The sequence below is a fragment of the Enterococcus sp. OL5 genome, assembly GCF_006491895.1.
GTDB classification, from domain to species: Bacteria; Bacillota; Bacilli; order Lactobacillales; family Enterococcaceae; genus Enterococcus_D; species Enterococcus_D innesii.
The window spans coordinates 50,746-64,111 of sequence record NZ_VHIL01000008.1; the positions used below are offsets into that span (position 1 = coordinate 50,746).

15 protein-coding genes and 1 pseudogene are annotated in these 13,366 nt (G+C 38.3%); 2 read left to right on the forward strand and 14 right to left on the reverse strand.

Annotated features, from left to right (window positions below):
* Positions 1 to 137 precede the first annotated feature (137 nt).
* On the reverse strand, positions 138 to 1,799 hold the full coding sequence (locus tag FJU10_RS10605) for a peptide ABC transporter substrate-binding protein (RefSeq protein WP_140965861.1): 1,662 nt from the start codon (positions 1,797 to 1,799) through the stop codon (positions 138 to 140).
* A 707-nt stretch (positions 1,800 to 2,506) separates the two neighbouring features.
* Here FJU10_RS10605 and FJU10_RS10615 point away from each other — a divergent pair.
* Positions 2,507 to 2,842 (forward strand): antibiotic biosynthesis monooxygenase family protein, encoded by a 336-nt coding sequence (locus FJU10_RS10615; protein ID WP_140965862.1) that lies wholly within the window; start codon positions 2,507 to 2,509, stop codon positions 2,840 to 2,842.
* A gap of 74 nt (positions 2,843 to 2,916) precedes the next feature.
* On the opposite strand, the gene FJU10_RS10620 is transcribed toward FJU10_RS10615, so the two are convergent.
* The 11 genes from FJU10_RS10620 to FJU10_RS10675 form a co-directional block, all read right to left on the reverse strand.
* Positions 2,917 to 3,690, reverse strand: a complete 774-nt coding sequence (locus FJU10_RS10620) for a hypothetical protein (RefSeq protein ID WP_140965863.1) — start codon at positions 3,688 to 3,690, stop codon at positions 2,917 to 2,919.
* Positions 3,691 to 3,860: 170 nt separating this feature from the next.
* Complete coding sequence (locus FJU10_RS10625) at positions 3,861 to 4,088, reverse strand: hypothetical protein (protein WP_005237217.1); 228 nt, start codon at positions 4,086 to 4,088, stop codon at positions 3,861 to 3,863.
* A gap of 180 nt (positions 4,089 to 4,268) precedes the next feature.
* The gene (locus FJU10_RS10630) at positions 4,269 to 4,730 is read right to left on the reverse strand and encodes a GAF domain-containing protein (protein WP_086293039.1); all 462 of its coding nucleotides are present in this window, start codon (positions 4,728 to 4,730) and stop codon (positions 4,269 to 4,271) included.
* 177 nt (positions 4,731 to 4,907) lie between these two features.
* Positions 4,908 to 5,558, reverse strand: coding sequence for an NAD(P)H-binding protein (locus FJU10_RS10635; protein ID WP_077454239.1), 651 nt, complete (start codon positions 5,556 to 5,558; stop codon positions 4,908 to 4,910).
* Positions 5,559 to 5,693: 135 nt separating this feature from the next.
* On the reverse strand, positions 5,694 to 6,119 hold the full coding sequence (locus tag FJU10_RS10640) for an Rrf2 family transcriptional regulator (RefSeq protein ID WP_034878711.1): 426 nt from the start codon (positions 6,117 to 6,119) through the stop codon (positions 5,694 to 5,696).
* Between the two features lie 191 nt (positions 6,120 to 6,310).
* Complete coding sequence (locus FJU10_RS10645; RefSeq protein WP_081118438.1) at positions 6,311 to 6,715, reverse strand: VOC family protein; 405 nt, start codon at positions 6,713 to 6,715, stop codon at positions 6,311 to 6,313.
* A 269-nt stretch (positions 6,716 to 6,984) separates the two neighbouring features.
* Positions 6,985 to 7,704: a helix-turn-helix domain-containing protein gene (locus tag FJU10_RS10655; protein WP_170920132.1), complete on the reverse strand. Its 720-nt coding sequence runs from the start codon at positions 7,702 to 7,704 to the stop codon at positions 6,985 to 6,987.
* A gap of 101 nt (positions 7,705 to 7,805) precedes the next feature.
* On the reverse strand, positions 7,806 to 8,819 hold the full coding sequence (gene adhP, locus FJU10_RS10660) for an alcohol dehydrogenase AdhP (protein ID WP_077454243.1): 1,014 nt from the start codon (positions 8,817 to 8,819) through the stop codon (positions 7,806 to 7,808).
* 386 nt (positions 8,820 to 9,205) lie between these two features.
* Complete coding sequence (locus tag FJU10_RS10665) at positions 9,206 to 9,814, reverse strand: aminoglycoside phosphotransferase family protein (protein WP_223273021.1); 609 nt, start codon at positions 9,812 to 9,814, stop codon at positions 9,206 to 9,208.
* Between the two features lie 271 nt (positions 9,815 to 10,085).
* Complete coding sequence (locus FJU10_RS10670; protein WP_140965864.1) at positions 10,086 to 11,264, reverse strand: site-specific integrase; 1,179 nt, start codon at positions 11,262 to 11,264, stop codon at positions 10,086 to 10,088.
* 103 nt (positions 11,265 to 11,367) lie between these two features.
* On the reverse strand, positions 11,368 to 11,682 hold the full coding sequence (locus FJU10_RS10675) for a helix-turn-helix domain-containing protein (protein ID WP_140965865.1): 315 nt from the start codon (positions 11,680 to 11,682) through the stop codon (positions 11,368 to 11,370).
* Positions 11,683 to 11,791: 109 nt separating this feature from the next.
* Between FJU10_RS10675 and FJU10_RS10680 the strand changes: the two are divergent.
* A pseudogene (locus FJU10_RS10680) lies at positions 11,792 to 12,005 on the forward strand (hypothetical protein).
* A 297-nt stretch (positions 12,006 to 12,302) separates the two neighbouring features.
* Here FJU10_RS10680 and FJU10_RS10685 read toward each other — a convergent pair.
* Complete coding sequence (locus tag FJU10_RS10685; protein ID WP_140965866.1) at positions 12,303 to 12,545, reverse strand: helix-turn-helix domain-containing protein; 243 nt, start codon at positions 12,543 to 12,545, stop codon at positions 12,303 to 12,305.
* Positions 12,538 to 12,960 (reverse strand): RNA polymerase sigma factor, encoded by a 423-nt coding sequence (locus FJU10_RS10690; RefSeq protein WP_140965867.1) that lies wholly within the window; start codon positions 12,958 to 12,960, stop codon positions 12,538 to 12,540. Before FJU10_RS10690 ends, FJU10_RS10685 begins: the two co-directional genes overlap by 8 nt.
* Positions 12,961 to 13,366 lie beyond the last annotated feature (406 nt).

Sequence of the window (13,366 nt, forward strand, 5' to 3'; positions counted from 1 at the left end):
TTCCTCTTCACTGCTAGATAAAGAACGGCTGTATTCCTTGTTCTCAAGTTGCTGAACGCTCGAATGGCGTTCCTCTTTTCTGCAGTACTGTTTGACTACATCAGTCAGTAGATGTATGAAAGAATCAATTTTTATACTTATTCTTCGACAAACACATTTTTATAGTCATAGGCAGCACCGACACTATGAACGATGAGACCTTTGATCTTAGGCGACCGCAGATGTGCTTCTGCACTTTGAAAAAGCGGAATAATGCCCAAATCTTCATTTAAGATTTTTTCTGCTTCCACCATATTTTCCCAACGGGCTTCTGGGTTGTTGGCATTTTCATTGGAGGCTTGTTCGATCAATTGGTCGTAGTCATCATTTAACCATTTCCCACGATTGTAGGAACTGTCTTTTTTGAACAATTCTAAAAAGTTGATTGGATCTGCATAATCACCGATCCAATTGTTCATGACCATCTCAAAATCGCCGCTATTGGAACGATCCAAACGAACAGAAAAAGGAACATTTGTGACTTCGACAGTCAATCCATCCAGTGTTTGCTGCAAGGTTCCTTGAATGTATTCCGCCATTTTTTTCGATTGGTCGGTATCTGAGGTCAGCAGCTCGAAAGACAACGTATCGATCCCCAGCTCAGCTTTGGCCTTTTCCCAATACTCTTGGGCTTTTTCTTCGTCAAAGGCTAACGTGGTTGCCGCATCCTCAACAAAGTCAGCTTTTGTCTCTGGATTGAAAGCTAGGTCAGAAGGAACAAAACCGACAGCCGGTAATGAGCCGTTGCCTAAAATATTCTCAACGATTTGTTGCCGATTCATGCTATACGAAATGGCTTGGCGCAAATTTGCATTTCGAAAAGGCGAATCTTCTGGTGCTTGATTCATTTCTAAATACTGAGTGGTTGCACTAGGCTGAACAATGTAATCAGGATGATTCACATTCTGCATCGCCAATTCACCGCTTAAAATAATGTCATCGGCTTGTCCGCTTTCGTACAAGTTATAAGCAGTCGATGAGTCTTTCACGACATCGAAATTAACTGTTTCAAGTTTGACTGAATCGGCATCCCAATAATCCGGATTTTTTTCCAATGACCACTGGATATCGGTGCCTGGGCCAGCATAATTGGTCAATAGGAATGGTCCATTGTACGCCGCGTTTTCACTTGTTAAGGCGTATTGATCACCAAATTCCTCCACGACACGTTCGTTTTGTGGGAAGAAGGTTGGAAAAGCCAGTAAAGATAAAAAGTAAGGTGTTGGTTTTTCTAACGTGATTTTCAACTCATGATCATTGACTGCTTCGATCCCTAACTCGCTTTTATCTAGCGTGCCATCTGAAATAGCAGATGCATTTTTAACGGGTGCTAGCATATAGGCATAATTGGAAGCTGTAGCTGGATCAACGGTTCGCTGCCAGCTAAAAACATAATCAGCCGCTGTAACTGGATCACCATTGGACCATTTTGCCTCTTCTCGCAGTGAAATGGCATAGGTCAGGCCATCTTCACTGACTTCAGCGTCTTTACTTGCCCCAGCAATTACAGGAACATTGTTCTCATCCAAGCGATAAAGGCCTTCATAAGCATTGTTCAGAGTAATAAAGCTATAAGAGTCGGTTGCTAAAGAAATATCGGCACTGCCCATCTCTGCTGAAAATTGCACATTGATCACTTGCTCTGCAGAAGAAGCTGCTGATGAATCCGTCTCGTTTTCTTGCGCGCCATTTTGACAAGCTGCTAAAAAGAAGCTGCCTAGTAACACAAGTGATACTGCATATTTGCTACGTTTCCCCATTTCTACTCATCCCCTTCTAACATTCAGATAATTCAAAAAATTCTGTTTGTTGTACCGAGTTTACCGCATGTTTATGCAGCCTGTCAATTTAACTCGACCAAAAAATGTAAGAGGTTACATGGTTGTGTCAGAAGCGCTCTTCTGAATGTAAAAATTAGAAAAGTGCGACTTTATGCTGAATATCGTTGACAGGAGTCGTGCCAAGAAAGCATACAAAAAAGTACTGATCTTCTAGTGATCAGTACTTTGGCTACTCTCTTATACATCATTTCGCAGGTAAAATGGATAAAAAACTTTCTTAATTTTCCTTACCTTTCATACAAAAAAAGAAGACACAAATTTCGTCTTCATAGCGCTTTCTCAGAACCTTCCCACTTTTTTGCCTTTCAACTCAAGGAATAAAAGAAATCTCCTCAGAAAGTAAAAAAAACGTATCTATTTTAAAATGGGAGTGGTACACTAAACAAACGAAGAGTATTGCACGTGAGAAAAGAAAGACTTCCCCAAGTATCCATTTTCTCCAATACTCTTCGGACTCTTCAGTACGTATATTAATTATACGTACTTTTTTCATTTGTTCAAGGCTTTTGAAGGATTTAATCAAAAAGCAAAAATCGATAAAAACGTACAAATTCTCAATGCTAATTGACAATGATTCTCAATTAGGGCTATACTAAATGAAATCACTCACAGCAAGGAGGAATTTCATGTATATCCGTACCGTCGCATTTGAAGTAATTCCTGAAGGTAAAGAACGATTTCTAGCTAAAATGAAAAAAGATACCGCCTCAATGAAAACATTTGCTGGGTGTCACTCTGCTGAAGCTTGGTTTTCAGAATCAAAAGACAGCCTCGTTTTCCAGTTAGTGTCAAAATGGACTGAGAAAAAAGCCTTTCAAGCTTGGTTAAAACGTCCCGAACATTTGCAAAAGCACCGAGATGCGTATCGAGCTGAAAAAGAAGGAACTGCAAAACCGAGCCTTGTTTTGTCCAAGACCGGCCAAGAATTTGTCTTGATCGATGAAGAACCTAGTCCTAGTTAGACTATAAGAGCGATCCACCAAAGCTGATTCCGTTCGCTTTGGTGGATCGCTTTCTTGTTCAGTATCTCTCTTTTCTATTCCACCGTTCGCTCGTTCAGGGTTCTTCCTTGCTGATCTTTTAATTGAAGCCAGCCATTGGTCCCCCCATAGTAAAGAAACATGCCGACCTCATTGACACTTTTTAATACGACGTCTGCAATCGTTCGTCCCTCTTTGATCGCTGATTGATTCTCTTGCCGTATCTTTTCTGCTAATCGAGCTGAAAATCCCACCGAGCCGTCTTTGTTCAATGGAACCTCTTGACGCAAGGTAGCGCCTTTTTCAATTCGAACCTCGTTGCGTTTCTGCCAATAGACCGTTGCTGTACTTCCTTGATAATCCACCATAAAGGGTTCATCTTGTAATTCTTTTGACCATTTATGACGAGGTTTGCTCCCTTTTTTCACCTCTTTCGTTTCCTTTTTGCTGGTGGATACATACCCCAGAAAATCGATCAAGCAATCAAATGGTTCCGCACAAACAGCGACCCCTTGTTGCAGTTCCTGTGGAATCATGATAGGTGCGTTGGAAGCATTGGACAGTTGGTATTTCTCTTGATAATAGGCTGCTAAGTATGGCGCCATGATCTCCCAAGGTGGTGTAAGGATTATTAAGCGGTCATATTCTTGCTTGTCATCAAATGTTTTCTCATCTGCGACTGATAGTAATTGGCCTTTTTTTATGGTTAAGAGGACGGTATTGTCTTTTGCTTCAATAAGTTTTCCTTTAACAATTTGCATTTGCCCTGCTTCCTGCGGCAATTCAAAAAGCATCTGTTTGTCATCAATGACCGTTTTTTCTAATTCCATTTTGCTCCCTGCTTTCTGCTAGTTTCTCGCCCATTATAGCATGTATTTTTCTACGCAGCTGTGTCGAAGAATCAAAAAAAGAGGCTGCTTCCAAGAAACAGCCCCTTTTTTAAGGGAATTGGTTTACGTGCATGGTTTCATTTTATTTTGATTGGGTGATTACCAATGGATCAGCTAAAAAAGCACTCAACTAGTGCTGGTTGATAGATCTCATTGTATTTTGCAACTACTCGTCCGCAACGTTCTTCGATATCTTCATGATCGATTCCATCATAGCGAATCACATTTAATACGACACACCTTTCCATTTTTCTGACCACTTCACCGATCACACGACTTTGTAAGCCAACTGGTTTACATTCATATGCTTTACCTAATACAATTGTTTCTGCTTCCATAATTCTCTCCTTAAAAATTCATTTTTCTAATTGTATTATCATATTATCATCTAATTTTAATTAAATAAAGAAATATGCCCGTAATTTGTAAATAATAACTAAAAAAAGCGTTCATATTCAATGAACGCTTCGCTTTAAAACATTATGTTGTTTTTACGTTAATATTAAAAAACAAGTGCTTTATTGGCGACTTGCTACCAATAACGCCGCAAATTCTTCCAGATATTTCTGATCGATCGCATCATAGCTGTTTGTTTTTCCACTATCGATATCCAGCACGCCAAGCAGCTGATTACCAGCTACCATGGGAACTACGATTTCAGACATTGCTGCTGAGTCACAAGAAATATAATTTTCATGTTCTTTGACATTGGGTACGATCAATGTGGTTTTTTTCTCCGCTGATTCCCCACAAACCCCTTTGCCTAATGTGATTCTGGTGCAAGATACTCTTCCTTGGAATGGGCCTAAGATCAGTTCGCCTTCTTCAAATAAGTAGTAGCCGGCAAATACTGTATCTTCCAATGTTTCATTCAGTAAAGCAGAAGAGTTGGCTAGATTGGCGATCCAATTACTCTCCGCTTCTAACAACCCTTTTAATTGCAGAAGCATCAATTCATACGCTTCGATTTTTTTATTCATTTTCTCACCTCTGTCCTTGATTATAAGCAAACACAGAGGATTTGTCTCGTCTAAATTGCTGGGTACTGGAAACAAAAAATGTGAATAAAGAGAAGTCGCCTGAATCAGTCTACTTACTAACCTTTGTCAGCAACCGATCTCGATCGATTGGGTTCTCCTTCTCAATCATCTGCTGAACTACTCTGCATCAATCACAGTAAAACGAGTATTTTCATGTCGCACTGTTTCGATTTCATCAAGGATTGCTTTGGCTAACGTACCACTGGATGTTACTGATTCCTTTTGGTCATTGAATAGCAAGTGATCTTTCCCTAAAATCGCTGGTTTAGCTGGTCCTTCTTGAAAGACGTTCCCAGGAGAAATCCCCACCCAAGGGACATTTTTGACGGTTTCTAAAAAGAGGTATTCGTCTAGCTGATTTTCTGGAATCGCAATCCAGCTTTCACTTCCTGGGGCTTTTTTCAATTCGGTAAGATTGCGTTCGCCCGCTTCGTTGAACAGGCTGCCAGCTCCTAAAATGAAGAACAAGCGTGTGTTCTTTTCTCGAAACAGGTGCACTAATTTTGCTGCCAAATCCACATGCAAGTACGCTTGGTCAGGACTTGTCGCAAACGCATCGACCAATACGTCAAACCCGTCGAGGTCTCCTTCTGTTAACGAAAAAGCATCTTTTGTAAGTGTTTTGACTGTATCACCAAATTGTTCTTTGGCTTTAGCTTCATTTCTAACGATAGCAGTCACCTCATGTCCTCGCTGTACTGCTTCTTGATAAATAGCTGAACCTGCATTTCCTGTTGCGCCAATAACACCGATTTTCATGATAATCATCCTTCCTCATCTTTTGTTTGACTAAAATAGTTGTTACTAATCAAGTTACAACTAGAGTATAAAAGAAACTTTCTTTCCTGTCAAGAAATTGCTTAGCAGGTGAAAGTTCTTTTTACTGTGTTGTGTCCGTTCAATCTACTGTTTGGCTTCTCCTCGAATGCCTTCAATGATTGATTGCAACGAGATGGCACTCATCTCCTGCTCGATTTTCTTTTGCAGCACATCATAGGTTTCTTCTAATACCCCTTGAATATTCCCCCCAATTAAGCAGTTGGGGTTGGTTTTTTTGTCTGCATGTAAAAGATGGTGATCTTTTTCAACACTCGCATAAATGTCTAACAAAGAAATCTCATTTGGTTCCTTCGTTAGTTTAGGGTTTGGTTTTCCTCTTTGGCTTTCGATCAATCCAGCAACCCGTAAATCACTCATAATCCGGCGAACATAAGCAGGATTCGTTTCAACGCTCTGGGCGATCCGATCACTTGATAAATCAGTTCCTTTAAAGAGGTGGATGTAAGCGAGGATGTGAATGGCGTCGCTGTATTTGGTTGAATATTTCACTTCGTCTCCACTCCTTTTTCTTGTATCATACCTCTTTTTTAGCATTTAGACAAAGGGGACTGATCAATCTTACAAAACTCAAGAATCCCGTCAAAAAAAACAGCCCTCAAAAAGTTAGCACAAAAGCCTAACTTCTTGAAGGAACTGCATACTGAACCACTTTTTTACTTTTTATTTAAACGATCACTTTGCTAATAGCCATTCATCCACGCCGATTCAAGCTGATTACCGTCGGGATCAACGATTTCATAGCCGACCATCACGTCTTCTGGAATACCCATGTCAACTTGGAACGATTGGCCGCCATTTTCTTCTGCAATCTTCGCAAAATTCTTCGCTTCTTCTGGTGTATCGAAGCTAAACGCAATCAATGCACCACTTGTGTTCTTCGTATCCGCAATACGTCTGCCATTCAGAAACTGTTGATAAAACTCATGTTCTAACAACATCACCCAAATCGATTCACTCCAAACCATCCCGCTGCTAGTCTCGTTTGAGAACTCTTCATTTTTGACAAATCCCAACGCTTCATAAAAGGAGGTTGCACGTTTGATATCAGTGACAGGCAAATTTATAAACACCATTTTGTTCGCCATTTTCTTGCCTCTTTTCTTTGATAAGCTGCATTAACGAATCCGCTCTCATTATACCACCTATCAGTTGATTCACAAAACCATCAAACCTTTTCATTTGCTCTTGGTTTCTATCAGCTCACCCAAAAATGTTTTTTTTAAGTAAAAAAAGGTCTTTGCATGCAAGACCTTTTTGCTTTTCTTACCTATGAAAAAGTAACCAAATACGCATCGCATAGAAGCCATTTTTTCGCTGATCAATTCAACGCAAGCTACTCTACTTTTTTTAATACTCAATACTCAAGTCTTGAATCGATCACGGTAGCTTTCCCACGATAAATTTTTCGATACTCTTTGGGCGTATAACTAGTTGCTTTTTTAAATTTCTTACTAAAATAATTTGGATCATTGAATCCCACTCTGACAGAGATTTCATTGATTGATCGATCACTTGTTGAGATTTCTTTTTTGGCAACTTCAATACGATAAATCATCAAGTACAATGAAAAGGTCATTCCTAAGGTATTCTTGATCAAACGGCTGGTGTGATACCGGCTTAAATGCAGGTGATCTGCTAAAGTGTCTAACGTAATATGTTCTCTATAATTTTCATGAATATAGCGCAATATCTTATGTCTTAAAGAAAGCGAAGGAGAAGCTTCATTGTTGTTCTCGACGTGCAGCAAGGAAATCTGATTGATGGATTGAATCCCCCGGTCTAATGCATAAACAAAATCATTGGTGATCGGTTCCACTAAATAATCGATCAAGCCGTAACGCAACGCTTTTTGAGCGATAGCAAAGCTTTCTACTGCAGAATACAAAATTGCTTTTGCATTCGGGCAAAAAGAGAGCAATTCTTTGTATAATTCAAAACAGTCTCCTTCGCCATCCGCATTGATCACTGCAATTTCAACCGTTTGCTCAAGACATGTTCGCTGAAGCGCTTTTTTCGAATCAACCGTCGGAAGTAAGATGACATTTGGGAAATGACGATCGATCAAACGAATCATATCATTAACTGCTCCTCGCTCATTGCTGTCAATGATCAATAAATTACACACGAATTTTTCTCCTTCGTTTAAAATTTATCTGTTGGTATTTCTCTTTCCATTTATTTCTCTTGAAAATCTATGACCATCCGCCCTTTGATTTGGCCAGAGAGCATTTCATCAAAAATATCATTGATCTCTTCTAACTGACGCATAACAACTTTAGGAACGACTTTTCCTTCAGCTGCAAATTGGAAAGCCTCTGCTAAATCAGTTCGTGTTCCAACAAGAGAGCCAACAATCTTAATACCGTCCAATACAAGCCGCGGAATGTTCAAGTCCATGCTTTCTGGTGGAAGACCGACTGCTACAATCGTACCGCCCGCACGAACGGCATCGACAGCAGAGTTGAAGGCTGCTTTTGAAACAGCAGTTACAACAGCTGCATGTGCGCCACCGGTTGCTTCTTGAATGACTTTCGCTGCATCTTCTTTCGCAGGATTGATCACAAGATCAGCGCCGTGATCTTTTGCAAAGTCCAACTGCTTGTCGTTGATGTCGATCCCAATCACTTTTGCATTGAAGACATTTTTTGCATATTGCAAGGCTAAGTTTCCTAATCCGCCTAAACCATAGATGGCGATCCATTGACCTGGTTTAATATCAGAAACTTTCACCGCTTTATATGTCGTTACGCCTGCACAAGTAATGCTACTGGCTTCAGCAGAACCTAAGTCCTCAGGCACCTTCACTGCATAGTCAGCTACAACGATACACTCTTCAGCCATACCACCATCTACAGAATAGCCGGCATTTCTAACAGAACGACATAATGACTCATTCCCGTTCACACAGTATTCACATGATCCACAGCTTTCATACAACCAAGCAACACTTGCACGGTCACCAATTGCTAGAGAAGTAACATCATCACCGATCGCAACGACTTTACCGATTCCCTCGTGACCAAGTACGATTCCAGACGCATCGCCAAAGTCGCCATCTTTTACATGCAAGTCAGTGTGGCAGACACCGCAACACTCCATTTCTAATAATGCTTCATTCGGACGAAGCGCTCTCAATTCTTTTTCTTCGATTTTTACAACCTTATCTTTTGATACTACAGCTGCTTTCACAAAGACACCTCTTTCAATTCGTTTAAATAAAGAACTTCCTTTTATTTGTGAAGTAATTAACTAACGCATAGAGGTCAGTAATAGCTAGATAAAAGAAAGTTCTCTATCGAGAAGATTACCATAGAAATCATCGGAAAAAGGGGAATATATTGCTTTTTTTCTGTAATCATTTATTAGAAAAAATAATGAAATAATTCAATTTTTTTTCTTTAATACCGAATTAGATAAAAGATGAAGACGAAAAAATGAGTGAAATCACCGATATAAATAACGATTCTATAATAAAAAATATCAAGAGAGACTTCCACTATCATGTAAACTTTTTTTAAATCATTCCCTATCCTTCTATTTTTTTATCAAGTCGATGATTTGGGATTTATTTTCTTTCAGGCGCTGAATGTCATGTTGGTATTTAACGAGATGTCCCTCGTCAATGTTTTTCTGAAAATTTCCAATCGATGACATTGTGTTTCACTCAGATGACTTTTCCCATCAAAGTACAAGGGTACCCAGCGATAAGCAGCATAAGAAACATCCCACAACCTGCTTCCTGGCCTTACTGTGTCAAAATCAAAAAGACCAAATGGCTCCCCATCCACGATCGTCATATTATACGGAGCAAAATCATTGTGACACATCACTTGTATTGGGCCAGAGTAATCCAACATCCACTGTTCCTCACCAGTTAACCTTTCCAGAAAACCAACACTTCGATCATGAAAATCTCTTAATCGTTCAGCTACTAAACAAAGAACCTCATCTGTATAAAGCTCATCCGGCAATGGCTGATCATATACCTCCCCTGGAACAAAAGAAACTAACTCATGTTCTTCCTGATCAAACCCTAATGGTTTCGGCACATAATTTATCTGCTGATCATGCAAAAAACGTAAAAAGCGTTGAACGTCCTTCGACCATGGAACCTTTGGCCGTCTGACGAACTCCTTTTCGATGATTATTTCTTCTCGTCCAAGATTGTTACTTCTTTCATTCAATGAAACCCCTCCTATTTGTATAGTCGTTTCTTCATTTTATCACAACAAATAGAAGTTTCTTTCCCCTTAGTCAAAAGAAAAAAGCCCTTGAAATCAAGGGCTTTTGCTTCATCTGATAATAAATGATTAACGACGAATTTCTTTGATACTTGTGAAAAGTCGTTAAAATATTGATATAAAAAGATTTTTATTACCTCTGACTACATATTGACTACTTTGCTAAAAAACATTTTTCAAGAATTCTGTAAATACCAGTGCTTTCACCGCTTTTTTAACTCTCTAAAGAACTAAAAGCAATCAGAGGTTTTACCTTTTCAGTTGATGTTAAATGGCGATAAATTTTCGAAGTAGTTTGGTCAGTATGGCCTAAACGATCCTTTAAAACCTCCCAGCTACAATACTCAGCCACCAAACTTGCCATTGTGTGACGAGCCAGATGAGTATGAAATGGCTTATTAATTCCTGAGCGATTAACACACCGTTTGACGTGATCATTTACATACTCTCGACGATAAGGAACTCCACGTTTACTAGAATCAAGATACACAAACAAATATGTTTCTTCTATAGTAAACCGATAATGTTGCCTCATCTCATCCAAAGCCTTAATCAACTGTTGTAGTTTTTCCATGACTAGAGGAGTTACTAAAACTCGTCTAGCAGAACTAACTGTCTTAGTAGTTTCAATCCGAAACTCCTTACTCTTACCTTTAACTGCCGTTTGCTTATAGAATAGAATTTCATTTCTTTTGAAATCTATATCTCCAGGCTGTAAAGCAAGCGCCTCGCTGACACGGCAGCCAGTGTAAAATAGAACATGGAAAAGTACAGACATTGGTAATTCCTCATGAACAATGCCATAATTCAAAAAAGTTCTCAATTCATCGACAGTAAGAAATTTGTCTTCAATATTATTCACGGCTTCTTTTAAATCACTTACCGTTAACTGATATTTTGGCATTCTCACAGACTTCATTGGGTTTTCACTTAGCAAATTCTTTCTTTGACAATATTTGAAAACCATATTCAAAACTTGAATAAGTGATTGTAAACTGTTTTTGGCATAGCCCATATTTGTTCCATTAATACCACATTCCTTTAAAGTAAAAAGCAGTTCTTGAAGACACTCTGGTGACAAATCAGACAACTTTTTATCACCAATCCATCGAACAATAATTTTTAATTGTTCTTCTCGCTTATCATAGGTTGTTTCCTTTTGCTCATTTAACGAACGGTAATATTGGAACCATTGCTCACCTACAACACTAAACTTGTCATTGCTTGCAACAATTTTTTTCTTAATTCTTTGTTGTTCCTCCATTTCAAGATAGGCGAGTTGTGCCTCGCGTTTTGACTTAAAGCCACGTCTTGTTGTTCGATACGCTTGGAAGTACCACGTAATCCTACCTGTAGAACTGATTTGCTTCTTGAACCGATCTTTTGTTTCCATTTACAGATTCCTCCCTTGAGAGAAGAACCCCTTAAGCGGAAAAAAATAAAATCTCTTATTCTCTATATATGAATTGTACCGCAAGTATAGAAAAAATGAAATATTATAAGGAACGCAATATGCGAAGCTGTTCACGATAGTCATCCGAATCACTCTTTCTCATCCATTCTAAAACATCATCACGAAAATAGTGTCCTCGAATCCCATACCAACAGGGAGGAAACTCACCAAGTTTTACTAAACGGTTCAATGTGCTGTCACTTATCTGAAATAGTCGCTTTAAATCAGCGTTTGTTAAAACCATAGGTAAATGACTAACTGCAAGCAATTTTTCCGTGTAATCTTCCAGTCTTTTTTGTAAAATTGAATAGAACTCAATTTCCAGAGAATTAACATTTGTTTTAACTTCCAACTCCATCACCCTTCTCTATCAAATCCAAACGACCACCACAGTACCTCTTTAAATTGTAAAAAAAAAAACACTCTAGTACCCCATCAAACTGGACTAGATAATAGGAATTTTTCTTATGAAACAAGGAATTGCAGACATAAAAATAATTAAAGAAGTTCTTGAAAAATCTACAGCTAACGCAATAGAATCCGGAACAGGAATCAACTTGAGTATAGTAAAAAAACTCAAAAGTGGAGAGAGCTGTAGAAAAATTAAATCTTGCTGATGCTATTAAAATCACAGAATTTGGCATGAAAAATATGCCAACCAAAATCGAAATTTGGAAATAGTAGTTTTTCTGATCTATCAGCTGCTTTGCAAAGCACATAGGAATTTCACCTCCCCCCAGTAATGGCGGGCCAATTTAGTTACGGAAGTCTCATTATCAGATATGAAGTTATATATCGAAGTGAATCGCTCGTTTAGATAAGTCATGGCGCTTCAACAAAATAATCTAAATATCAACGTACTGATAGATTTATATTTAGTTTTCAAAGGTCATAGGCTTTTTCAGCCTATGGCAATCTTCTAGATGTAAAATCTACAAAACTTTCATAGAATGAAAAATGGAAAGAGGAAAGTGTTTTTTACAAGTAAAATTCAAATGTCATAACTTTTTCAATTAAGGTACTTTCCAAGTTACGGCGCAAAAATTCATCTAGATATACTGACGATACATAACCGTCTTCATACCTAGTGCGCAATGAAAGACTGATTATATATTTTTCGTAATGTTTCAAAATTTCCGTCATTGCTATGGAGTCTCCTGCGATAGCTGCTGTAATGGTTTCTAACGATAATGAAGGTTCATGCTTCTCTAGCTTACTCATAGCTTTTCTCTCCTAAACGTTGTTTTAGTTCTTCTTCAGCCCTTTTACGTTGGTACCATACACCTCCAATACTCATTCCAATTGCTTCCCCTATTTCACGATCATTAAAACCCGCAAAATAATACAGCAAAATAATTATCTGTTTTGATTCACTAAGCTGATTAATTACCTCTGCTAACTCGAGATTCGCAACTATTAGTTTCATTCCTTGAGCTAGAAAAACTTCACTATTTTCAGCAGAAATATCGAACGTTTGACAAGAATCTAGAACTGATTCTGGTAATTCCGTAAAAGAAATTTGCTGTTCACGAAGTCTGGCATATCTCTTTTTGATATTTCGTGCTTCATTACGGATAACTTTTTTACAGAAGCTATCAAACATTTTAACAATCTGGAAATCCAATGAATGGTCCATAATCTTTCCTCCTAATATGATTAAGCCAAGATTCTGCATCTTCACTGCTTTCCCCTTTCCACTACTAAAACAATTTGAACAAGGCTTTTTTTCGAAAAATCCTAATTTTTTCAAAAAAAACATACAGACAAAAATTGTCCGTATGTCTTACGACTAGATCCATAATTTTTTTGAATCTTCGTCTTTCTACTTATTCATGTTTTCGAATTAACTAAGTGTTTCAATTACTTACTGATTACAATTCTTGAAACAATTTGGAAAAATCAGCCGTAATATATTCAAGTACTAACATGATAAAATGCAACAATAGTAGTTTCCCTTAGACAACACGTTTTACTGCTTGAATTTTAAACATAATCTAGGATATCCACTTAGCAAATAAAACAAACCAATTATCAGTTCTTTA